Origin of the sequence: Sphaerisporangium rhizosphaerae (genome assembly GCF_042665155.1) — a bacterium.
Taxonomy (GTDB): domain Bacteria; phylum Actinomycetota; class Actinomycetes; order Streptosporangiales; family Streptosporangiaceae; genus Sphaerisporangium; species Sphaerisporangium rhizosphaerae.
This window is the reverse complement of the sequence record NZ_JBHTCG010000006.1, coordinates 112,082-135,305: the sequence shown is the minus strand read 5'-3', so window position 1 is coordinate 135,305 and position 23,224 is coordinate 112,082. Positions and strand designations below refer to the sequence as shown.

Genomic DNA, 23,224 nt, shown 5'->3' with positions numbered 1-23,224 from the left:
GGGAAGGCGGGTCACGGCCGGGCGCTCGTCCACAGCCACGGTCCGGCCCCTGTTCGCCGACGCCGTCACACGTAAGGTGGACACCGTGCCTCAACTGCGAATAGCCCTCGCCCAGACCAACCCGTCGGTAGGCGACCTGTCCGCCAACGCCGGTGAACTCGTCGAGTGGACGCGGCGCGCCGCAGATCGCGGCGCACACCTGGTCGTGTTCACCGAGATGTTCCTGACGGGTTACCCCGTCGAAGACCTGGTGCTGCGCACCTCGTTCGTCGACGCCTCGATCGCGACGCTCTCGGCGGCGGCGACCCGGCTGGCCGACGAGGGCCTCGGCGAGCTGCCCGTGGTCGTCGGCTACGTCGACCGTTCCGGGGTCACGCCCCGCGCCGGGCAGCCGAAGGGGGCGCCGCTGGACGCCGCCGCGCTGCTCCACCGCGGCCGGGTCGTCACCAGGACCGCCAAGCACCACCTGCCCAATTACGGCGTCTTCGATGAATACCGCTACTTCATCCGCGGCGACCGGCTGCCGATCTTCCGGCTGCACGGCGTGGACGTGGCGATCGCCGTCTGCGAAGACCTGTGGCAGGACGGCGGCCCGGTCTCCGCGGTCGCGCAGGCGGGCGCGGGCCTGCTCGTGGTGCCGAACGCCTCCCCCTACGAGCGCGAGAAGGACGACGTGCGCCTGGGGCTGTGCGCCAACCGCGCCCGGGAGGCCGGGTGCGCCCTCGCCTACGCCAACCAGGTCGGCGGCCAGGATGAGCTGATCTTCGACGGCGACTCGATCGTGGTGGACGCGCAGGGTGAGCTGGTCGCCCGGGCGGGCCAGTTCCGCGAGGAGCTCCTGGTCACCGATCTCGAGCTGCCGGCCGCCGACCCGTGGGTCAGCCCCGGCTCGTTTCCCGTGGACGCCGGCGACGGCACCACGATCACGGTCGAGCGGCTGGTGCTGTCGGGTGACCCGCTGCCCGCCTACGACCCCGAGCCGCCGACGGTCGCCCCGCGTCTCCCCGACCTGGAGGAGGTCTACTCGGCGCTGGTCCTCGGCGTGCGCGACTACTTCGCCAAGAACGGCTTCCGGTCGGTCATCCTCGGCCTGTCCGGCGGCATCGACTCGGCGCTGACCGCCACGATCGCCGCCGACGCCGTCGGCCCCGACCGGGTCCACGTCGTCCTGATGCCCTCCCGTCACTCCTCCGACCACTCGGTGAGCGACGCGCGCGACCTGGTCGACCGGCAGGGGTTGCACTCGCGGCTGGTCCCGATCGAGGGCATCGTCGACGCCTTCGAGAAGGAGGTCGAGCTGAGCGGGCTGGCCGCCGAGAACCTCCAGGCGCGCGTGCGGGGCATGCTGCTGATGGGGCTGTCCAACGAGCACGGCCACCTGGTGCTCACCACGGGCAACAAGAGCGAGCTGGCCACCGGTTACTCCACGCTCTACGGCGACTCGGCGGGCGGCTTCGCCCCGATCAAGGACGTCCTGAAGACGACGGTGTGGCAGCTGTCGCGCTGGCGCAACGAGCAGGCCGGGCGTGAGGGCGAGCTGCTGCACCGCTTCGACGGGCCGCCCATCCCCGAGAACTCCATCACCAAGGAGCCGAGCGCCGAGCTGCGTCCGGACCAGCGGGACACCGACTCCCTGCCGCCGTACGACGTGCTCGACCGGCTGCTCGCCGACTACGTCGAGCACGACATGGGCAAGGGTGAGCTGGTCGCCGCCGGGCACGACGCCGAGCTGGTGGCCAGGGTCATCCGCCTGGTCGACCTGGCCGAGTACAAGCGCCGGCAGTATCCCCCGGGCCCCAAGATCACCCCGAAGAACTTCGGCCGTGACCGCCGCCTGCCCATCACCAACCGCTGGCGGGAGACTCCCGCCTCGTAGTCTCCGCCCTACGCCGAGCGGCGGCCGGGCCACGATCCCTCGGCCGCCGGCCGCCCTCGAAGCCCCCCGGGGAACGCTCGCTGGGACGAACCGCTCAGGGCCGCAGGCCGCTGAGGATGAGGTCGGCGATGCGGTCGGGGAGGTCGGCAGGCAGTTCGTCGTCGTTGTCACGCCATTTGGTGAAGAACATCATCGCGCCGGACAGCGCCGCGATCGCCATCTCGACGTCCACGTCCGGGCGCAGCTCACCGGATTCGACACCCCGCTGGATGACCGACCGCAGGGCCTCCCGCCGGGGACGCACCACGATCTCCCGGAACCGCTCGGTCAGGTGGGGGAAGCGGTCGGACTCGCCCAGCGCGATGTTCATGATGCAGCGGGTGCGCGGACTGTGGCTGTCGGCCTGCATCGCCGCCAGGTAGCGGATGACGTCGTCGCGCACCGACAGGCCGGGCAGCTCGGGTATCGGGGCCTTGAGGCTGGCGAGCGCGTCGACGACGAGCTCCTCCTTGTTGGACCACCGCCGGTAGATGGTGGTCTTCCCGACACCCGCCCGCGCGGCGATCGCCTCGATGGACAGCTCGGCGACACCGGTGCCATCGGCGATCATGGCGATCGCCGCGTCGATGATCGCCTTCTCGGCCTTCTCGCTGCGGGGACGGCCGGGCGTACGGACCGTCCCCGTCTGCTCAGTCACCATGGTCAGATCACACTACTGCCGGTTCCTTGCTTTCTGGTCGAGCGACCGGGGTGGCGGTCGCGTTCTTACCTGGCAGCCACTTGGCGACGACGGCCGCGCCGATGAGCGCGACGACCGCGCCGCACAGCGCCGTCACGTGCATGCCGTCGACGAACGCCTGCTTGGCCGGGGCGATGAGCGCGGCGCCCTTGGGGCCGAGCGACTGGGCGACGCCCAAGGTGGCCGTGATCGACTCGCCGGCCGCGTGCCGCACGTTCTCCGGCAGCCCCGACAGCGCCCCCGCCATGTTGTCGCGGTAGCTGGCCGACAGCAGCGAGCCGAGGACGGCGACGCCGAGCGCTCCGCCCACCTGGCGGACGGTGTTGGTCATCGCCGAGCCGACGCCGGCCTTCTCCCGCGGAAGGGACGACATGACGGCCTCGGTGGCCGGCGGGTTGATGTTGGCCATGGCCGCGCCCTGGACGAAGGCGAGTCCCATGAAGACCCAGATCGAGGTGCCGACCTCCAGGAAGGCGAAGCCCGCCAGCGCGCCGGCCACGATGACCAGGCTGACCGTGGCGACGGCCTTGCCGCCGAACCTGCGCACCATCTGGGCGCTGAGCGGCGAGAAGATGAGCTGCGCCGCCGCGAACGGCAGCATCAGCGCCCCCGCCTGCAGCGGGCTGTACCCCTTGACGATCTGCAGATAGAACGCCAGGAAGAACATCACGCCCATCATGGCGAAGAACACCAGGCCGACGCTGGCGACGGCGGTGGAGAACCTCGCGATGCCGAAGTAGCGGACGTCGAAGGCCGGGTGGGCGGTCCTGCGCTCGTGCCAGACGAAGGCCGCGAGCACCGCGACGCCTGCCAGGCCGGGCGCCCACACCTCGGGGTCGGTGACGGTGCCGAGCTCGCCGCCCTTGATGATGCCGTAGATGACGCCGACCAGGCCGATGATCGACAGCAGCACGCCGACCGGGTCGAGCTGTGCCTTGTCCGGGTTCCTGGACTCGGGCACCAGCAGCGCGATCAGCACCGAGCTGATGAGCACGACCGGCACGTTGACCAGGAAGACCGAGCCCCACCAGAAGTGCTCGAGCAGCACGCCGCCGGTGATCGGGCCGATGGCGATGGCCAGGCCGACGCCGCCCGCCCAGATGCCGATCGCCTTGGCGCGCTCCTGCGGCGCGAATACGTTGGCGATGATCGCCAGAGTGGCCGGCATGACGGCGGCGCCGCCGAGGCCCATTGCGGCCCGCGCGAAGATCAGTTGCGTCGGGTCCTGCGCGTAGGCGCTGGCCAGCGAGGCCAGGCCGAACAACACCATGCCGACCTGCAGCATGCGCTTGCGCCCGAACCGGTCACCCAGCACGCCGAAGGTGAACAGCAGGCCGGCGAAGACCAGCGTGTAGGAGTTGATGGCCCACTCGAGCTGGCTCTGCGTCGCGCCGAGCCCTGCCTCGGGGTCGGAGATGACCTTCAGCGCGACGTTGAGGATCGTGTTGTCCAGAACGATCGCCAGCAGGCTGAACACCATGACGCCGAGGACCTGCCATCGGCGTGGGTGACCTGTCGGTTGTTCCACTGCTTCATCCCCCCAGGAATTAACACGTCCGTAATTTCGATACGGTTGAGTATCGCAACGCTACCGTAGCGCTTCTAGATTCGATACGCAACGGTTTCGTTTCGTTATTCACCGGCCGTCCACCCGGCCGTCCCATTCGCGGGCATGACGGACCTCGGGCGTTCCCGGGCGGCGCCGGACGCTCTCCCAGGGGCCTGCGGGACGCTACCCGAGCGCACCGACAGAACCTCCTCGGACGTGCGGCGGCATCCCCGCCGGCGCGCCCGCGACCTCTCCGGCACGGGCTCGCGGACCCAGGGGTATGGGGGACTCCGACAGGGGAACGCCGGGATGAGGAGGGGGCCTCCCGGGTGTTGCCTTGACGGTCAGACATGCGATGATCTGACCGTCCGGGGACGCCACAAGGGCGCCTCGAGGCCTGGAGGGATCCATGATGTCCTCTACGTCCCAGATTGCCAGCTCGCCGACCGCGCTCTACGGCGGCCAAGCTGGACGCAGGATCACCGTCCGCGACATCTCCGCCGCCAAGGAACGCGGCGAGAAGTGGCCGATGGTCACCGCCTACGACGCGATGACGGCTCGGGTGTTCGACGAAGCCGGCATTCCGGTCATGCTGGTGGGCGACTCGGCCGCCATGGTCGTCTACGGGTACGACTCGACCCTTCCCGTCTCCGTCGACGACCTCATCCCGCTCACGGCGGCGGTCGTCCGCGGGTCCTCGCGGGCGATGGTGGTCGCCGACCTGCCCTTCGGCTCCTACCAGTCCTCACCCCAGCAGGCCCTGGAGTCCGCGGCGCGGTTCCTGAAGGAGGCCGGCGCCCACGCGGTCAAGCTGGAGGGCGGCCGCCGGGTGCTCCCCCAGGTCGAGACGCTGGTCTCGGCCGGCATCCCGGTGATGGGCCACCTCGGGCTGACCCCGCAGTCGGTCAACGCGTTCGGCGGCTACCGCGTGCAGGGACGCGGCGAGTCGGGCGAGCAGCTCATGGCCGACGCCAAGGCGCTGGAGCACGCGGGCGCCTTCTCCGTCGTGCTCGAATGCGTGCCCGCCGACCTGGCCGCGCGGGTGACCGCCGCCCTGTCGATCCCCACCATCGGCATCGGCGCGGGCCCGTCCTGCGACGCCCAGGTGCTCGTCTGGCAGGACCTCATGGGTCTCACCCAGCGTCCGGCGAAGTTCGTGAAGAAGTACTTCGACCTGGCCGGCGAGATGGACCACGCGGTCCGCGCGTTCGCCGACGAGGTCGTCTCCGGCGCCTTCCCGGCTCCCGAGCACAGCTACCGCTGACCGCCCGCGGCGGCCCGCCGACCGGCCAGGCCGCCGCCCGCGCTGCACCCCGTACCCGGCCGTCCCGCCCGCTCTACCTCGTTCCCACCAACGGAGCAGAGCGGGCGGGTGGCGTGGTGACCGTCGGTCTAGGCGTCGAGGGCCTGGGCGAAGTCGGCCCACAGGTCGTCGGGGTGCTCGATGCCGACCGCGACCCGTACGGTGCCCTCGCCGATCCCCGCCCGCTGGAGCTCGTGGGCGGTCAGCGAGCGGTGCGAGGTCGTGGCCGGGTGCAGGATCAGCGTCTCGACGCCGCCGAGCGAGGGGGCGAGCAGGGCGAGCCGGACCGAGCTCATGAACCTCTCCCCCGCCGCGCGCCCGCCCACCAGGTCGAAGGAGAACACCCCGCCGAAGTCGGGCAGCAGCTTGGCGGCCAGCTCGTACGACGGGTGCGAGGGCAGGCCGGGCCAGTGGACGGCCGCGACGGCCGGGTGCTCGGCCAGCCGGGTCGCGAGCGAGCGGGTGTTGTCGCAGTGGCGGGCCATGCGCAGCGGCAGCGTCTGCATGCCGCGCAGCGTCAGCCAGGCGGCGAACGGGTCGAGGGTCGCGCCGAGCTTCGTCGCGTACGACCAGACCTCGCGATGCGCCGCGTCGTCGGCGAAGACCGCGATGCCGCCCAGCACGTCGCTGTGCCCGCTCAGGTACTTGGTCATGGAGTGGACGACGACGTCGGCGCCGTGCTCCAGCGGCCGGCACAGCACCGGGGAGGCGAAGGTGTTGTCCACCACCGTGGTCACCCCGGCCTCGCGGGCGACGGCGCACATGCCGGGCAGGTCGGCCACCTGGGTCATCGGGTTGGCGATGGTCTCCAGGTACAGCAGCTTGGTCTCGGGCCGGATCGCCTCGCGCGCCGCCGCCGGGTCGTCCTGCGGCACGTAGGTCACCGACACCCCGAACCGCTCCTGGAGGTCGGAGAACGACGCGGCGGTGCCGCCGTACAGGGCCGTCTGCGCGATCACATGGTCACCGGGCTGGAGCAGCCCGAACAGCACGGTGTTGATCGCCCCCATGCCCGAACCCGCGGCCACCGCGCCCACGCCGCCCTCCAGGCCCGCCACGGCCTCCTCCAGCGCGCGCACGGTCGGGTTGCTCAGCCGCCCATAGACGAAGGCGCCGTCGGGACGTCCCATGCCGTCGGCGAAGACGGCCGGATCGTCGAACACGAACCCCGACGTCTGGTACAGCGGCACCGCGATCGGCGTGCTTCCGTTCAGCGGCGGGTTGGGCAGGTGGACGGCACGGGTCTCCGGGTGCAAAGAGCTCATGCCGTCAAGAATGACCGCAAACGCCCCGTTTTGTCAGATCGCCTCCGGGCCACAGGCCGCAACCCCCACCACCGTCCGGCACCCGCACCACGGTCAGGCGCCCTCGCAGGACGCGAGGTCAGACGTCGGTCACCCGCAGACCGGCGTGGGCCTTGTACCGGCGGTTGATCGAGATGAGGTTGGCGGTGAACGCCTCGATCTGCCGGGCGTTGCGCAGCCGCCCGCCGTACACGCCGCGCGCACCGGGGATCCGCGACGCCAGCGCCTGCACCGTGTCGGTCGCCTCGCGGTCGTCTCCCAGCACCAGCACGTCGAGATCGATCTCCGCCACGGCCGGGTCGAGCAGCAGGACGGCGGAGACATGGTGGAAGGCCGCGACGACGCGGCTGCCGGGCAGGACCGCCGCCGCCTGCTGCGCGGCGCTGCCCTCCTCCACCTCCAGCGCGAAGGCCCCCTGCTTGTCGAACCCGAGCGGGTTCACGCAGTCGACGACGATCTTGCCGGTCAGCTCCGAGCTCAGCGACGCGAGGATGGACCGGTGCCCGTCCCACGGCACGGCCACGATGACGACGTCCGCCTCCGCGGCCACGGCGGCGTTGTCGGCGCCGCTGATCGGCAGCCCGGAACCGAGACCGTCGGCCGCCTCCTGGGCCCGCGAGGCGCTGCGCGAGCCGATCATCACGGTGTGCCCCGCGATCGCGAACCTGCGGGCGAGCCCCTTCCCCTGGTCGCCCGTGCCGCCGAGGATCCCCACCGACAGGCCGCTGACGTCCGGCAGTGCATCGCTCATGGTGTGCCTGATCTCCTCGTCGCGCTCTGATCCTCTCGATCATGCCAGGTGGCGCTATCCGGGACGGCGGCGGGGGCGATGATGCACCATGGAGGCCATGGACGCTGCGTCGGTGGCCTTCCTGCGCGAGGTGCTCTCCACCACCCGCTGGGTCGAGCGCACCCGTGAGCTCGGCACCTTCCTCCGCTCGACCCGCTCGCCCGGCGGGCTGCTGCTGGTCGGCACCCCGCAGGACGAGCCGTGGCACCTCGCCGCCCACCTCGACGACGAGGCGCGCATGTCGGGGCTGTCCCAGCTGGCCCCGACGCTGGTGCGCTGGTCGCCCCCGGCGGACGCGCCGCCGCACCTCGCCGTCGGCATCGACCGCATCCAGGCGGCCCGTCGCGGCGAGACGCTGTTCGTCGTGGCCGAGGACAAGGCGCCGGCGCCTCTGCTCGAACGCGTCGACGACGCGCGGCGCACAGGGGCGACGATCCTCGCTCTGGACGGCGGCGACCCCGAGCTCGAGGGTCTGGCCCACGACGCGCTGGCGGTGCCGTCCCACGACGGCCTGTTCACCTTCGACGCCGCCCAGCACCTGGTCAGCATGGCCGCCGGGGAGGAGCCGCGCTCGGGCGGCCGGCTCATCGATCGCCTGGCCCGCCTGGCCGAACGCATCACCGGCCCGCGCCTCCCCGACTGAGCCACCGGCCCCGCACGACGGCCACCCTCCGGGGCCGGACGGACATCGTCGAAGAAAGACCCATTCGGCCGGGATATCGGAAGCAGAACCTACGTCCCGATAGGACGTAGATGCGCTCGCTGCTGAATCATGCCCAACCAGGTGGCATGCCTGTTCAGGGCCCACCCCGGACGGCGCCCGCACCGGGCGTACGCTGGCGGACAACACCGGTCAAGCGAGGTGAGCCGCACGAACGCCGGCACTCGCGGCAGCGCGCGGCCCGGCCCGCCGCGGACGCCGGCATGTCGATGGATAGGGGGACCAGAGTTGCACTGCACCCACCCACGCCAGACATTTCCCGTTATAGGCGACACACGCCGCCTGCATCGCCTTTCCCGCCGGCCGCGCGCTTCCGCCGGGGCATGAGACGGTGCCGCTCCTGATCGACATCCTGGGCATGCTCGGCGCCGGGGTGCTCGTCTATGCCTACGCCATGCTGTCGATGCGCAGGTTGTCCGGCGACGGCCTCGCCTACCAGCTCCTGAACCTCGGCGGAGCGATCGCCCTAATGATCAACTCCGCCGTGCACCTCGCGTGGCCATCGGCCCTGCTCAACCTCGTCTGGTGCGGCATCGGCATCCTCGCCGTCCGGCGCGTGATGGCCACCCGGCCGTGGAGGCGCGAGGTCTAGTCTCCGTCCCACTCCTTGTCGCCTTCCTGCCAGCTCTTGTTGCGCGCGGCGGCCGTCTCCAACGCCGCCGCCGCCGCGTCACGCGTGGCATAGGGCCCCATGCGGTCCTTGTTCGGACAGCCCTCGTCCGGCTCGACCGCCATGTGCTTCAGGCAGAACCACCACTGGTCGGCGCTCATGTCTCTCCTTGCCGTACGGATGATCGACAACAATGCCCGCAGAACGGCCGGCGCGCTCGTTCTGCGGCAGATCCTGCCCGCTTGCCGCCGAACTAGACTTGGCGCATGACGACACTGCTCCGGCCAGGACGGCTCTCGCCCACCCGCAAGGTTCCCGCCGACATCGAGCGCCCGGAGTACGTCGGCCGCAAGGAGCCCCGTCGCGGCACCTCCGACGTCCAGACGCCCGAGACGATCGAGCGCATGCGCGTCGCGGGCCGCATCGCCGCCCAGGCGCTGGAGGAGGTCGGCCGGCACATCGCCCCCGGCGTGACCACCGACGAACTCGACCGCATCGGGCACGAGTTCCTCTGCGACCACGGCGCCTACCCTTCGACGCTGGGCTACCGCGGCTACCCCAAGTCGCTGTGCACCTCGATCAACGAGGTGATCTGCCACGGCATCCCCGACGACACCGTCCTCAACGACGGCGACATCGTCAACATCGACATCACCGCCTACATCGGCGGCGTGCACGGCGACACCGACGCCACCTACCTGGTCGGCGAGGTGGACGAGGAGTCGCGCCTGCTGGTCGAGCGCACGCGCGAGGCGATGATGCGGGCGATCAAGGCGGTGGCCCCGGGGCGTCAGCTCAACATCGTGGGCCGGGTGATCTCCGCGTACGCCAAGCGCTTCGGCTACGGCGTGGTGCGCGACTTCACCGGGCACGGCATCTCGACCTCCTTCCACTCGGGTCTGATCGTGCCCCACTACGACGACCCGTCGCTGTCGGTCACCCTGGTGCCCGGCATGACCTTCACGATCGAGCCCATGCTCACCCTGGGCACCATCGAGTACGACCTGTGGCCCGACGGCTGGACCGCCGTCACCAAGGACCGCAAGCGCACCGCCCAGTTCGAGCACACCTTGGTGGTCACCGACACCGGCAGCGAGATCCTCACCCTCCCCTGACCGCTCCCCGCGCACCGCGCCCGCCCTGAACCGCCATGCGCGAGATGCGGAGCATCGTCGGAGTGCCGCGCACCGGCCGGCGGCCGGGCGTGATCACAGGTACAGCACCCACCACAGCAGCAGGGTGACGGCGGCGGCCACGGGGACGGCGGTCTGCCAGTGCAGGCGGCTGCGGAGCAGCGCCACCAGGCTCAGCGCCGCCGAAAGGGCCGCGACGGTGCCGTACCACAGGACCGCCGAGGGGATGCCGATGCCGAGCGCGGTCTGGTTGGACGCCGCGGCGCTGTAGAGGCCCACCGCGGTCAGCAGGATGAAGGTGACCCCCGTGAAACCGGCGACCGTGGTGAGGGCCACCACCGAGCTCACCCTGCCTGCCGCGCTCTGCCGGACCAGCGCCCGCATCCCCACCACGAGCTGGCCGAACGAGGTGACCAGGAACAGGGCGAACGGGATGAGCAGCCACCAGGCGCCGGTGCTCACGCGGTAGACGACCGGGGTGACGTGGAAGTCCCCCGGGCCCGAGATCGCGTACGACGCCCGGCCGGGATCGCACGGGGCCGCCGCACGGGGGTCGGACACGAAGGCCGAGATGGTCTGCCGCCCGCACCGGCTCGACAGGAACACGGCGTGCCCCACGCCGGCGAACTCGACGACCCTCGCCCCGGGCAGTGCCCGGGCCGCGGACCTGGCCTTCGCGACCGGCGTCGTGGGATCGAACTCCCCGCCCACCACCAGCACCGGCGCGCTGACGCCCCTGCGCGGCGCCGTCGGTGCGGGGCCGCGGGTGAGGACGGCGGACGGGGAGGCGGGCAGCCCCCAGGCGTCGCAGACCGCCTTGTCGGCCTCGACCGTGAACAGCCGAGGGTGGCCCTGGCCGGAGAAGGTGTTGAAGGGCGCCTCGTCCTGGCACATCACCGCGTAGAACAGCCCGAACTCGTGGGACACCAGCCCGCCGCCGGCCTGGTCGGCCAGCACCTGCAACGGGCGGTCGTCCCCGTCGGCCACGGCGTCCACCAGCGCGGGCACGACCGGCAGGACGTCCACCTCGTGCATCGCCTCGTCCAGGATGGTGGCCACGTCGTCCCCGGTCAGCCGGACGGTGATCGGACGGCCGGTGAGGGGGTCGGAGGTGCGGACCTGCGCCGGCCGTTGGTTCAGGCGCCGGACCATCGTCGCGAAGCGCCCGGACAGGCCCGCCCATTCGCGGCCGAGCGACGCGACGGAACCCGCCAGATCGGCGGCCGCCTCGTCGTACCGGCGGGTCAGCGGGGGGAGGAAGGAGTCCAGGACGACCGATCGCGTGCCCTCGGGGTCGGCCTCCGCGGCGGCGAGCATCGACCTGGTCGAGTAGCTGACGCCGAACAGGTTCCACCGGTCGTATCCCAGCGCGCGCCGCAGGTCGACGACGTCGGCGGCGATCTCGGAGGTCACGTAGCCGCGCAGGTCGACCCCCTGCCGCGTGAGCCGGTCGCGGCAGGCCGTGGCGCCGGAGGCCATGCGGGCGTGTTCGGCCGGGTCGGCGGGCCCGCCGGGCATGCTCAGGGTGTCGAGAAGGGCCCGGGCGATCTCGGGGCAGTCGAGCCGCGGCCGTGACCACCGGCTGCCGCGCTGTTCGAGCACGACGACGTCACGGTCGCGGCCGAGAGGCATGTCGGTGAGGTAGCCGGTGAGCTGGACGGAGGCCGAGGCCGGGCCGCCGCTGGTGTAGACGACGGGATCGGGCCGGCGGTCGGCCGCCGTGGAGCGGTGAAGGGCGTAACCGACGCGGATCTCCCGGCTGTCGCCGACGTCCCTGCGCTCGGGCACCACCAGGAACCCACACTGCGTGCCCGCCGGCACCGGGACCGGGCAGACCGCCGCCTCCACCCGGGGAACCCGGGCGGTGGTGGCGTCGGTGAGGGGAGGGGCGGCGGCCGCCGCGGAGGGCGGGGCGAGGGTGGCCGGCAGAAGGGCAGAGGTCAGGGTGAGCAGGGTGAGCAGGGTGAACCCCAATGCCGGCCACCGCCGGGTCAGGCGCGTGAAACCGCGGAACGGCCGGTGCATCGATCTCCTCCAGCCCGGGGCCACTCGGTCATGTGTCCCGAGACTAGTAGCCTGATCTTCGCCACGAGCAGGCCGACCTCTGCCCTGTGGACAACCGCTCTAACAGCGGACGAGCGCAGGCCGCGGCACATGATCGTCCACGGTTCGCGGACCGGCCTGCCCCCTTTAGTGCGCTGTCCACGAATGTTCACCGGTTCGGGCGCCGTGGCAGGCGCCGGCATCGCCGTACCACGACCCGGCGCCGATCACCGCAGCACGTGGCCGGGGATGGAGAGCCGCGCCCGGTGAACGCATGTGGTCACCGCGCTAGCCACTCGCGGTGGCGTCCGGGGCCCGGTGACCTCGCGGCCCTGACGCCGGATCGCCCACCCGGTTCTCGCCCTCATGCCGCGGAATGCCCGATCTTGCATAGCGTGTCGGGCATGGACACGACGGTTGACGGGGTCGCCGGATGGGCGACCGGGATGATGGAACGGCTCGGAGCCCCGGGCGCCGGACTGGCGATCGCGCTGGAGAATCTGTTCCCCCCGCTGCCGAGCGAGGTGATCCTCCCCCTGGCGGGGTTCACCGCGAGCAGGGGTGAGATGAGCCTGTTCGACGCGCTGCTCTGGACCACCCTCGGCTCGGTGATCGGCGCTCTGGCCCTGTACGGCGTCGGGGCCGCGCTCGGGCGCGATCGGACGGTGGCGATCGCCGCGCGCCTGCCGCTGGTCAAGGTAGAGGACATCGAGAAGGCCGAGGCGTGGTTCCGCGAGCACGGGACGAAGACGGTGTTCTTCGGACGGATGATCCCGGTCCTCCGCAGCCTGATCTCGGTGCCCGCCGGGGTGGAGCGGATGCCGCTGGCGCACTTCGTCACCTTGACGACCCTGGGAAGCCTGATCTGGAACTCGGTGTTCGTGCTGGCCGGATACCAGCTGGGCGAGAGCTGGTCGCTGGTCGAGGGCTACGCGGGCATTCTGTCGAAGGTCGTCGTCGGGCTCGCGGCGCTGGCCGTGATCACGTTCGTGGTCGTGCGGCTACGCGAACGCCGGAGCAAGGGCAGGCACGCCGCCCGCTGATCCGCCGGCACACGGTCGACGGCACGGCGGCCGCGGCCGCCGGATGCCCGGGGTGCCGGGCGCCTCCGGTCCTGCCGCCGAGGGGGAGACGGCGCGGGCGCTGATCTTCTACGCTCAGCACTCGACGCAGATTCAACGCGCGATAGATGCCGCTATGTCAGTTATGTCAGGAGATACCGCGTGGACCACTTCCAGCCGGCGACGACCGCCGAGCACCTGCTGTGGCTGCTCGCCGAGCACGGCGTGGAGCACCTGTTCCTCAACCCCGGCACGGACTCCGCCCCGCTGCAGGAGGCGATCGCCACGCTGGCCAAGGCCGGCGCGCCCGCCCCCAAGGTCATCATCTGCTCGTTCGAGGCGGTCGCGCTGGCCGCGGCGCACGGCTACTGGCAGGTGACCCGCCGCCCGCAGGCCGTGTTCGTGCACGTGGACGTGGGCACGCAGAACCTCGGCGCCATGGTGCACAACATGCTGCGCGACCGCGCCGGAGTGGTGGTCATCGCGGGCAAGACGCCGTACGCGGAGGAACCGGGCGCGCCCGGCGGCCGTTCCCACACCATCCACTGGCAGCAGGACGTCCCCGACCAGGCCGGCGTCGTGCGCGGGTACGCCAAGTGGGTCACCGAGATCACCCGGCCGGGCATGCTGGCCCGGGCCATCGGTCGTGCGGTGCAGGTCGCGACGGGCGGGGTGCCCGGGCCGTCGTACCTCATGGTCTCCCGCGACGTCCTGATGGACCCGCCGGCGCCGGAGCTCGGCCGCACCACCGGCTACGCGGTCCCCCGCCCGCCCGCGGCCGACCCCGAGACCGTGCGCTGGATCGCCGAGCGGGTGGCGGGCGCCGAACGGCCGCTGCTCATCACCGCGAAGGTGGGCCGCCGCGCCGAGGGCTTCCACGCGGTCACGCGCCTGGCCGATCTCGCGCGGGTCCGGGTCGTCGATCTGGCCGAGAGCGGCTGCGTCAGCATCTCGACGTCGCACCCGATGAACCTGCTGACGGCGGCGGAGGCGCAGCAGGCCGTCGAGGAGTCCGACCTGATCATCGTCGTGGACGCGGACGTGCCCTGGATCCCGAGGTTCACCCATCCCCGCGAGGACGCGACGGTCGTCCACATCGACGTCGACCCGCTGAAGACCGACATGCCGATGTGGACCTTCCCGGTGGACGTGGCCGTGACGGCCGACGGGGCCACCGCCCTCGGCCAGATCGCCGACCGGCTGGAGGAGATCGGCCACACCGCGCCCGCGACGCGGCCGGCCGCGACCGCCACGGCCACCTCCACGTCCGCGAGCACGACGGCCTCGGCGGCCACGAGCGGCGCCGCCGAGGGGCCGATGACCGGGGCCGAGGTCGTCACCGCGCTGAACGAGGTGCTGCGCGCCGACGACCTCGTCGTCGAGGAGTCGGTCACCAACGCCCGCGCGCTGCACGAGAACCTCGGCCGCACCGAGGCCGCGACCATGTACGGCACGGGGTCGCCCGGCCTGGGCTGGGGGCTCGGCGGGGCGGTGGGCGTCAGCCTGGCCTCACCGGGACGCCGGGTCGTGACCGTGGTGGGCGACGGCAGCTTCATGTTCGGCGTGCCGACGGCGGCGCTGTGCCTCGCGGCCGAGGCGGGCGCGCCGATCATGGCCGTCGTGCTCAACAACGACGGCTACCGCGCCAGCCGGCTGCCGGTCTTCGAGCTGTTCCCCGAGGGCCTGTCCGCGAACCGCGGGGATGCCGAGGGGACGCGTTTCAGCGCGCCGCCCGACTTCGCCGCCGTCGCCCGCGCCTGCCACGCCCACGGCGAGACCGTCACCGACCGTGCCGACCTGCTGCCCGCGCTGCGCCGCGGCCTCGAGGCCGTCGAGGCGGGCCGGTCGGCGGTGGTGGACGTCCACATCATCCGCGACTGAGCACCCTCTGACAGCGGTGCGGGCGCTCGATCACGGCCGCCCGCACCGCCCACAGCGGACGACACCACCGGTAGGCGGACGACACCGCGGACGCCGCACCGCGCACCGGCACAGGTGGACGACACCGCGGACGCCGCACGGCGGCACCGGCACCGGCACCGGCACAGGTGGACGACATCCCGGACACCGCGCGGCGGCGCCGGCGAAGGACACAGGCCGGTCCCGTCGCCGCCCACCCGGCGACGGGGCCGGCCTGCGCGCCGGTCAGGGCCTCGGCACGGCGTCGCACCGTCTTCGGCCCGCGTCCACTCCGTAAAGCACGTCCACCGCACCGCGGGCGCCCGCCCGATGCCGGGCCACCGCACCTCGCCGGACGCGCATCAGCCGACCGCTACCACGCCCGGCATGCGCACCGCGACCGCTGTCCGTTCCCTGACCGGCGTCCGTTCCCTGACCGGCGTCCGTCCCCTGACGGCCATCCGTCCCCTGACCGGAGTCCTCCCTTCGCCGGGCGTTCTCCCTCTGGCCGGTTTCCCGCCCTTGGCCGGCGTTCGTCCTTCGGCCGGTGTTCGCGGCGAGGACGGTCTCCGGCTCGTGGACGTGATCCACTCCGGCCGAGTCCCCCTCGCGTGCCGCGAAGGCGAGGGCGTCGAAGACCCGCTCGCGCCGCCGGAGCAGCCGCGCGGGGTTCCTCGGCATGCCCGCCGTCATGGTCAGCACGTCCGCCGGTGAGACGCCGAACCCTCCCGGTTGCGGCATCCGGACGATCGCGATCTCCTCGGCCCGCCCGGTGACCCGGCTTCCCGACGGGGTCTGGCGGATCTCGAACGACATCACTCCCGCACCGCACTCGATCTCGACCTTCAGTACATCTCCGCTACGCGTCACGGGCACGGCTCTGCCGTTCGCCCTTTCCCGCCATGTCAGACCAGCCTCCATCGCGATCAGCGCGGCCTGCTCGGGCGTCATCGGGAATTCACCGGCGATCGACGCGAGCGCGTCGCTCCCCCGCCGGTTGCTCCACGAATAGACGACTCCGGACAGCAGCGTGATCCCGAGGATGGCGATGGTCAACCCCTCCATAGCCGCTCCTCGCCTGCGCCGGCACCACCGGCGACGTCGACCCGTCTCCCCCCGTGCCGACGGCCGGAAGCCGCCAGGTGCCGACAAACCCCTCCCTTTTGACATAAGGACGATATCCGCATCGATCACCCATAGCGCCACCCCTTGGGGTGGGTTTTCCCGGTGGATGCCGCAGTACTAAGTACTGCCTGGGCTCGCTCGGTGAAGCCGAGCGAACAGCCGGTGACCAGAATGCGGGGAGAGGGCAGCCGAGAAACCCCTCAAACGACCTCAGAGCACCATACAGAGAACGCGGAACGTGCAGACGAACGTGTGTTGCGAATGGTTCGCAAGTAACGTGCGAGACGCCGCCGTCCAGGGACGATGCGGTCACACAAGATCGGCCAGGGGTCCTCAGGGGGTACGGACGCGCCGGGAGCGCCGCCCGCGCCCGGAACCGGCGGCACTAGTCGAAGAATTGCTCCAGCCTGGCCGCGATACCGGACCGTTGCTCGACGCCGAGCTTGCGCAATATGCGGGAGACGTGGCCTTTGATGGTGGATTCGGTGACGAAAACCCGCGCGGCGATCTCCTTGTTGCTCAGGCCGCCGCGCGCGATCAGCAAGGCGATCTCCCGCTCCTTGGAGGAAAGCGAGTTGAGCAGGTTCTCGGCCCGGACGGAAGGCCGGGCGATGATGTCCATGGTCTCGGTCTGGCCCCGCTCGCACTGGTGCCGCAGTTCCCTGACCATGCGCACCAGCTCTCGCTCTCCGATGGGGATGGCCTCCTCCACCGCGCAGATCTTGCTGTGCAGCTCGGCGAGGATCTCCGAGACGTCCTGCACCACCTCCACCACCGACGGCTGGTCGCCGTCCGCGCCGGCCGGCGGGACGGCCAGCCCTTCACGGTTGAGCTCGTCCTCCCGCTCGCGGGCGAGCACGGTCGCCACCGAAGCGGCCGTCCATTCGAAGGCCCGCACGTGCTCGTCGGTGTAGGCGTGGCTCTTGTAGGTCTGGATGGAGGCCAGGCCGATCACCACCTCCTCGCCGTCGCGGGTGTCGAACATCGGGATCGTGATGGCGTCGGCCGACACCCGCTGCTCGTCGCCGAAGGCGACGCCGTGGTGCAGGAGCATGCCGTTGTCGCTGGCGTAGGTGTAGGTGCGCTTGTTCCGCAGAATCCACGCGGCCTGCCCTGTGGGGCCGTATCCGAACACCTCCGGCGGCATGTAGCGCTTGACGGCGATGGTGTCGTCGTAGGTGTACGGATAGACGATTCTGCGCCCCTCCCGGTAGAACCCCACGTAGAAGGCGTCCACGCTGCAGATCGTGCTCATGGCGAAGCGCCAGTAGTCGAACAGCGCGTGATGGTCGCCCATCCGCATGCGAATTCCCCGGTCAGCCTGGCTCAGAGCCGCTGCGACGTCCGGCGAGAACCCGGAGTTGGAACGAGCTGCCGACACTCGTCTCTCCCTTGACCATCTCGGCGTCCGTGGACTCACACCCGGCGAATGCGGATGTGCTGTCGAGCCTTACTGACCGACGTCCACTACGTCATCATTCCACCGGAATTGGTGCCATTAAGTGATCGTTTCGCTCCCAAACCCACCCAAAGAACACGGACAACCGCGGCTCACAAGCCCGCGACCTCGGTCGATACCATTTCGTTATATGCGTGCCACTGGAACATGAGAAACCCTCCGAAACGACGCCGAGACGCGGCACTGACTGCGGAACGAGCGGACGGAGTCAAGAACGGCGGCGCGGCGCACGGGTTCGCGGGGAGTGGAGCGGTCCCCGGGGGCGAACCCGCCCCATCCACTCGCCCACCCGAACGCGCGTCCGCGCCCCGGCGAATCGCGGGACGCGGGCCGGTTCGGCGTTTCCGCGCCACGCGCACATCACGTGTGCCGAATTGGTGTGCCATAGCCCAGCGACGCGGCCCCATTAGCGCGGCAGATCAGAACGCCGGCCGATTCTTCACACCGCGGCGGCACCGGACGGCCCGGGGAGCACAGCGGCCAGAGTTCATCCCACGGACGACCGGAAAAGGACTGCCCGGATCGTATGGATATGACCGTTCCAGCGCCCAGCCCGCATGCCGCTTTTCCGGCACGTCGAGATGCGACGGCGCCGACCATAACGATTCTGTCTTCTCGTGATACTCCCGATCCATTACCTTGGGTATCCGATTAACTACACACCGGAACCACGGTCTCCGTGGAACGGTGGTCACCCCCCATGTCATCACTCCCGAAATGGAATAGATGTTTCAAATGCCACATATGACGAAAATCAACCCCGGGGAATCCGCGCGCGCCCGCTTCGCCTACGAGCTTCAGCGCCACCGCATACTCGCCGGGCTCACCCAAGGGCAGCTCGGCCGGCGCGTGGGCTTCTCCGGCAGCCTCGTCGGCGCGGTGGAGAACCTCAAGCGCACCCCCAGCGAGGACTTCGCCAAGCGCTGTGACCAGGCATTCGGCCTGGAGGGGGACTTCGAGGCCCTCTACCTGGAGGGCTGGCCACCGCCGCCTCCGGTCGCCGATCATTTCCGCGATTTCACCTTCGAGGAGCGGCGGGCGACCGCGATCCAGACCTGGGACCCACTGCTCGTTCCGGGGATCTTCCAGACCGAGCCATATGCGCGGCGAATCTTCTGCCGCGCGCCCGACAGCACACCCGAAATAGTGGAGGAGCGAGTGGCCGGCAGGATGCAACGCAAGAGCATCTTGTCCCAGGAAAACCCGCCGTTGGTCCTCAGTTTGATGGACGAAGGCGTCCTGCGCCGTCCCATCGGCGGTAAGGAGGTGATGCGCGATCAGATGCTGCACCTTCTGGAAATTGCGGAGCACCCGCGGGTGACGATCCAGATCGTTCCGTTCGACGCCGAGGCCATCCCCGGACTTCTTGCCGGATTCGTTATAGCCGAACAGCGCGGCACGCCTTATACGGTATATGTGGATTCGGTGCCCGACGGACGCACGATGACCGATCGAAACGCGATCGCGTCGCTGACCGCTCGTTACGACGCCATCAGGGCGGAGGCCTTCCCTCAGTCGCTGTCGCTCAAAGTAATCAAGGAAGCGGTAGACAAATGGACCTGAGCCACGCGTTATGGCGCAAATCATCTCGGTCTGGTGACAACGGCGGCCATTGCGTCGAGGTGGCGAGCAACCTGGCCGGCGAGGACGCCATCGCCGTGCGTGACTCCAAGAACCCCGACGGCCCCGCCCTCGTCGTCGCCTCCGGCGAGTGGTCCACGTTCGTGAACACCCTCAAGGCCGGCCGCGTCGTGCTCGGGCCCATCATGGCGGCTGCCCCGGCGACCACCGCCTTCCGGCGGGCGCCGGGCCGCACGTAAACGACTGTTCAGCGGCGCCGGCGGCGACGACAATGAGCCGATGAGCATCCGTATGGCCGCCCTCGACGAGCTTTCCCTCCTGCAGGACATCGAGCGCGCCGCCGGGCGATCCTTCCTCGACCTGGGCATGACGAAGGTCGCCGACGACGAGCCCTTCCCCATCGACGTCCTGGCCGGCTACCAGCGCGCGGGACGCGCGTGGGTGAAGACCGACTCCGGCGACCGGCCGGTCGCCTACCTCCTCGCCGACGTGATCGACGGCAACCTCCACCTGGAACAGGTCTCGGTGCATCCCGCGTCGGCCCGCAGGGGCATGGGACGCTCGCTCATCGACCACGCCGCCGCCTACGCCACGGCCGAGGGCCTGCCGGCGCTCACGCTGATCACCTTCACCCGCGTGCCGTGGAACGCCCCCTATTACGAGCGGTGCGGGTTCTGGTCACTGGACGACGCCGAGTTGACCCCGGGCCTGCGCGACCTGCGCCGGCGCGAGCGGGCGCTCGGCCTGGACCGCTGGCCCCGGGTGTGCATGCGACGCGACCTCTGACCGCCCGCACCCCGCCGACCTCGACACCGGCCGCGAGCCCGGACGCCAGGCGCCACGAGCCCACGGCCCATCTGCGGACGTGAGCTTCGACCGCCGCGGGCGCCGGAAGCCTATGCTGGAATCCGACCCCTCCCCACCGCACGACCAGCCGAAAGCGAGCGCGTCAGCCCCTGCCGATCGGGAGTGAACCCAGTGCCCCCTGCACCCCCGCCCTCCCCGGATCCGGACGACCCGGCCACCGCGGCGCCCGACTCCCCGTCCGGGAACCGCACCGGGAACCAGACGGGAACGGTCCCGCGTCACGACCCCGACGAGAGCTACCGCAGGCGCAACGAGGGCGTCCGCGAGTTCCTGCGCGTCTTCGACCAGATGCGCGTCCGTCCCACCTGGCGCGGCGGCGACGTGCCGCTGCCCGTGGTGTGGGTCACCGGGCAGTACGCGGCGACGTCGGCGGCGGTCCAGGCGCTGGAGGCCCGGTGCGACGGCACACCGTTCGCCCACCTCGCGCCCTCCACCGAACAGGAGGAGGGCGCGCCGGCCGGGGAGCGCCCCGCTCCGCCGTACGCCGCGCTCGCCGCGCGGCTGCGCCAGGTGACGCGCGACCTCGCGGCCGTCGCCCCACCCGGCGAGGCGCACCTGCGGTTCCCGCTGTTCGCGCAGGTGCTGTGGATGCTCGACCTGCAGGTTCCCGAGGACGAGCCCGACCGCCTGCACGACGGGGTGAAAAGGGCCGTGCGGCAGCGGCGCAGGCAGATCAGCGCGGGCACCGGACAGGACCGGCGCAACTTCTGGGCGAACGTCCGCGCCTACGCGGAGGGCCCGCTGCCGGCCTGGGCCGCCGCCACGGCCATCCTGAGCGCCGGATGGGCCGACCAGCTGACCACGCTCTTCGGCGTGTGCGCGATCCTCGCGGGCCCGGTGATCGGATCGTTCCACGTGCTGCTGCTGTCGCGTAACTGGGCCGGGCGGCGCCGCTACCGGTGGTTCCGCCGCCAGCCGTTCCTCATGCCCGGCCAGCGCCGCAACCAGCCGCACGACGTCACCACCTTCGCCGTCCGCCTGCTGCAGTTCCGCCGCCGGGCCGAGTCGGTCACGCTCGGCGACCCGGGCGCCGCCCGCCCCACCGTCCCGCCGCGCGGCATCCCCCCGGTCGCCTCGCTTCCTCCGGTGAGCGCCGTTCCCGACGATCCGCCGGCGCCGTCCGTGACCGGCCCGCAGGCGTGGGCCCGGCAGGCCGAGCCGGGCGAGGACCGCAAGAGGCTGGAGGCCGTCCAGGCGAACGAGGGCATCGAGCGCCTGCTGGTGAACGCGTTCCTGGAGGATCTGCGGCAGGGGTACGAGCGCCGCCTGTGGAAGGTGTGGCGGCGGGTCGCCTGGGCGCGCACGTCCTACCCGGTGCTGCTGGCCGAGGGAGACGGCAGGCGCCTTGTCGCCCGCATCGAGGAGGTACGCGCGATCACCTGCCTGGCGGACCCGCTGCTGGTGGTCGTGACCGGTCCCGGCGACCAGCGGGTCCTGCCCCCGGCGCGGCCCGGCGGTGACGACGTGCCGATCATGACGGGCCGGCCCGAACTCACCGAGGAACTGTGGGAGCAGTGGGGGAAGGAGCTGGCCAGAGACCGCGCCCTGGGCTCGCACCGCGTGCTGCGCATCGAGGTCGAACCCAAGGACGCGCCGATCCTGGAGAAGATCAACGTCCCGGTCCGCGGGCGGCGGCGCCCGCTGCTGGCGCACCCGATCCTGCCGTGGGTCACCGTGACGGCCCTGGTCGCGTTGTCGCTGGTCCGCGTCCTGGCCACGGCGACGAGCAACTGCGGCCCCGGCATCTGGCGCGCCGGGACGGGTGAGTGCGTGGGCATCAGCGACGGGGGCTTCGTCTTCGCTCCGCACTTGGCAGCCGTGCTCGGCCGCATCGACCAGCAGAACCGCTCCGTCCTGGCCTCGGGCAACCCCTACGCGACCGTGATCTACTTCGGGAAGCTGACCACCCCGGGGAAGGCGGTCGCCGCGGCCGACGACGCGCTCACCGACATCCACGGCGAGCTGGCCGGCATCGCCCTGGAGCAGGGCAGGCTGATCGGCAACAGCGGCGACGGCAGCAAGCTGCAGATGCGGGTGCTCGTCGCCAACGCCGGCGCCGACTTCCGGTACGCCCAGGACGTCGCCCGGCAGGTGCTGCGCGAGATCGACCGCGATCCGAGCGTGATCGGCGTGGTGGGCCTGGGCGAGAGCCGGCAGGAGGTCCAGGCCGCGATCCAGATCCTCGGCCGCAAGGCCGTGCCGGTGATCAGCACCACCTCCACCTACGACGACCTCGGGCGGCGCGGCGACGGGGAGTCCTTCATCCCTTCCTTCTTCCCGCTGGCCCCGCCCAACAGCCTGCTGGCCGCCGCGGCGGCGCGGTGGGCGCGCGCGGGCATCCCCCAGCGCGGCGTCCCGCCCGCCCGCACGGCGGCCGTGTTCACCGACACCATGCTCAGCGACCTGTTCACCAAGGACCTCGGCGCCAAATTCGTCCGCGACTTCGGCAAGGGGGCGACCTCGATCGGCTACTCCAACGCGGCCGCGCTGGAGGAGAAGGTCACGCAGGTGTGCGCCCGGCCGGTCAAGCCGGAGCTGGTGTACTACGCCGGTCGCACCGCGCAGTTCGGCGCCTTCGTCGACGCGATCGCCAAGTCGCAGTGCCACCGGCTCACGGTGATGGCCAACGACGACATCACGCAGTACGTCAACGACTACTCCACCGCGCTGGGACGCAACAACCGGGTGCGGGTCATGTACGTGGCGCTGGCCGCCGAGAGCGCGTGGGCGAACGTCCCCACCGAGTTCAGGAGCGACTTCTACCACCAGCTGAGCACGCTGATCACCGAGCTGCACATGGACAAGCTGCCCAGCACCCGGCTGCCGTCCAAGGAGTACGCCGTGCAGGCGCACGACGCGGCCGACGTGCTCATCGGGGCGGCGCAGGTGGCGTTCTCCGGACAGGGCGGCCCGGCGGCCGCGGCCGGCGCGCCGGGCATGGTCGACCGGGCCGGCGTGCTGCTGGCGCTGGAGAAGCTCCAGGAGATCGACGGCGACAGCGGGCTGATCAAGCTGCACGGCGCCTCCGACGGCCGGCACGCCCTGGACCGGCCGATCCTGCTGGTCACCGTCGACCCCGACGGCGCGCAGGTCGTGGTCCGCCAGTGCGGACGCCTCTACGCCCAGCAGAACTCCACCTCCCTCTGCTGAGGCCCCTGCGTCCC

Annotated in this window: 19 protein-coding genes; 11 read left to right on the top strand and 8 right to left on the bottom strand. The window is 71.3% G+C overall.

Annotation, left to right across the window (positions count from 1 at the left end):
* The first annotated feature begins 85 nt into the window (after positions 1–85).
* Positions 86–1,876, top strand: a complete 1,791-nt coding sequence (locus ACFQSB_RS11280) for an NAD+ synthase (RefSeq protein WP_380826117.1) — start codon at positions 86–88, stop codon at positions 1,874–1,876.
* A 94-nt stretch (positions 1,877–1,970) separates the two neighbouring features.
* On the opposite strand, the gene ACFQSB_RS11275 is transcribed toward ACFQSB_RS11280, so the two are convergent.
* Positions 1,971–2,576, bottom strand: coding sequence for a TetR/AcrR family transcriptional regulator (locus ACFQSB_RS11275; protein ID WP_354843644.1), 606 nt, complete (start codon positions 2,574–2,576; stop codon positions 1,971–1,973).
* Between the two features lie 7 nt (positions 2,577–2,583).
* On the bottom strand, positions 2,584–4,095 hold the full coding sequence (locus ACFQSB_RS11270) for an MFS transporter (protein ID WP_459117331.1): 1,512 nt from the start codon (positions 4,093–4,095) through the stop codon (positions 2,584–2,586).
* Positions 4,096–4,573: 478 nt separating this feature from the next.
* Between ACFQSB_RS11270 and panB the strand changes: the two genes are divergently transcribed.
* Complete coding sequence (gene panB / locus ACFQSB_RS11265) at positions 4,574–5,428, top strand: 3-methyl-2-oxobutanoate hydroxymethyltransferase (protein WP_380826113.1); 855 nt, start codon at positions 4,574–4,576, stop codon at positions 5,426–5,428.
* Between the two features lie 128 nt (positions 5,429–5,556).
* Here the strand turns inward: panB and ACFQSB_RS11260 are convergent, their stop codons facing one another.
* Both ACFQSB_RS11260 and npdG read right to left on the bottom strand, forming a co-directional pair.
* The gene (locus ACFQSB_RS11260; protein WP_380826111.1) at positions 5,557–6,732 is read right to left on the bottom strand and encodes a trans-sulfuration enzyme family protein; all 1,176 of its coding nucleotides are present in this window, start codon (positions 6,730–6,732) and stop codon (positions 5,557–5,559) included.
* Positions 6,733–6,850: 118 nt separating this feature from the next.
* On the bottom strand, positions 6,851–7,522 hold the full coding sequence (gene npdG, locus ACFQSB_RS11255; RefSeq protein WP_380826108.1) for an NADPH-dependent F420 reductase: 672 nt from the start codon (positions 7,520–7,522) through the stop codon (positions 6,851–6,853).
* A 97-nt stretch (positions 7,523–7,619) separates the two neighbouring features.
* Between npdG and ACFQSB_RS11250 the strand changes: the two genes are divergently transcribed.
* Positions 7,620–8,204: a hypothetical protein gene (locus ACFQSB_RS11250; protein WP_380826107.1), complete on the top strand. Its 585-nt coding sequence runs from the start codon at positions 7,620–7,622 to the stop codon at positions 8,202–8,204.
* Positions 8,205–8,613: 409 nt separating this feature from the next.
* Entirely contained in the window at positions 8,614–8,874 is a 261-nt protein-coding gene (locus ACFQSB_RS11245; protein ID WP_354843662.1) for a CBU_0592 family membrane protein, read from the top strand.
* Here the strand turns inward: ACFQSB_RS11245 and ACFQSB_RS11240 are convergent.
* Positions 8,871–9,053 carry a hypothetical protein gene (locus ACFQSB_RS11240; protein ID WP_354843665.1) on the bottom strand — a complete coding sequence of 61 codons (183 nt, stop codon included), beginning with the start codon at positions 9,051–9,053 and terminating at the stop codon, positions 8,871–8,873. The two genes, ACFQSB_RS11245 and ACFQSB_RS11240, sit on opposite strands and share 4 nt — an antisense overlap.
* A gap of 105 nt (positions 9,054–9,158) precedes the next feature.
* Between ACFQSB_RS11240 and map the strand changes: the two genes are divergently transcribed.
* Positions 9,159–10,007 carry a type I methionyl aminopeptidase gene (map, locus tag ACFQSB_RS11235; protein WP_354843668.1) on the top strand — a complete coding sequence of 283 codons (849 nt, stop codon included), beginning with the start codon at positions 9,159–9,161 and terminating at the stop codon, positions 10,005–10,007.
* A 93-nt stretch (positions 10,008–10,100) separates the two neighbouring features.
* Here map and ACFQSB_RS11230 read toward each other — a convergent pair whose 3' ends face one another.
* A complete protein-coding gene (locus ACFQSB_RS11230) occupies positions 10,101–12,050 on the bottom strand; it encodes an alpha/beta hydrolase (protein ID WP_380826104.1) in 1,950 nt (649 codons plus the stop codon).
* Positions 12,051–12,472: 422 nt separating this feature from the next.
* On the opposite strand from ACFQSB_RS11230, the gene ACFQSB_RS11225 reads away from it, so the two are divergent.
* Both ACFQSB_RS11225 and ACFQSB_RS11220 read left to right on the top strand, forming a co-directional pair.
* A complete protein-coding gene (locus tag ACFQSB_RS11225) occupies positions 12,473–13,111 on the top strand; it encodes a DedA family protein (RefSeq protein ID WP_380826103.1) in 639 nt (212 codons plus the stop codon).
* Positions 13,112–13,291: 180 nt separating this feature from the next.
* Positions 13,292–15,010 (top strand): thiamine pyrophosphate-requiring protein, encoded by a 1,719-nt coding sequence (locus tag ACFQSB_RS11220; RefSeq protein WP_380826101.1) that lies wholly within the window; start codon positions 13,292–13,294, stop codon positions 15,008–15,010.
* Between the two features lie 264 nt (positions 15,011–15,274).
* Here the strand turns inward: ACFQSB_RS11220 and ACFQSB_RS11215 are convergent, their stop codons facing one another.
* Complete coding sequence (locus ACFQSB_RS11215) at positions 15,275–16,093, bottom strand: hypothetical protein (RefSeq protein WP_380826099.1); 819 nt, start codon at positions 16,091–16,093, stop codon at positions 15,275–15,277.
* Positions 16,094–16,538: 445 nt separating this feature from the next.
* A complete protein-coding gene (locus tag ACFQSB_RS11210) occupies positions 16,539–17,456 on the bottom strand; it encodes a LuxR C-terminal-related transcriptional regulator (RefSeq protein ID WP_380826098.1) in 918 nt (305 codons plus the stop codon).
* 900 nt (positions 17,457–18,356) lie between these two features.
* On the opposite strand from ACFQSB_RS11210, the gene ACFQSB_RS11205 reads away from it, so the two are divergent.
* The 4 genes from ACFQSB_RS11205 to ACFQSB_RS11190 all read left to right on the top strand — a co-directional run bounded on the left by ACFQSB_RS11205 (position 18,357) and on the right by ACFQSB_RS11190 (position 23,210).
* Positions 18,357–19,175: a helix-turn-helix domain-containing protein gene (locus ACFQSB_RS11205; RefSeq protein ID WP_380826096.1), complete on the top strand. Its 819-nt coding sequence runs from the start codon at positions 18,357–18,359 to the stop codon at positions 19,173–19,175.
* On the top strand, positions 19,166–19,432 hold the full coding sequence (locus ACFQSB_RS11200; RefSeq protein WP_354843696.1) for a DUF397 domain-containing protein: 267 nt from the start codon (positions 19,166–19,168) through the stop codon (positions 19,430–19,432). The genes ACFQSB_RS11205 and ACFQSB_RS11200 overlap by 10 nt, the downstream gene beginning before the upstream one ends.
* Positions 19,433–19,472: 40 nt before the next feature.
* Positions 19,473–19,979 carry a GNAT family N-acetyltransferase gene (locus tag ACFQSB_RS11195; RefSeq protein WP_380826094.1) on the top strand — a complete coding sequence of 169 codons (507 nt, stop codon included), beginning with the start codon at positions 19,473–19,475 and terminating at the stop codon, positions 19,977–19,979.
* A gap of 192 nt (positions 19,980–20,171) precedes the next feature.
* Positions 20,172–23,210, top strand: a complete 3,039-nt coding sequence (locus ACFQSB_RS11190) for a hypothetical protein (RefSeq protein ID WP_380826092.1) — start codon at positions 20,172–20,174, stop codon at positions 23,208–23,210.
* Positions 23,211–23,224: the final 14 nt, after the last annotated feature.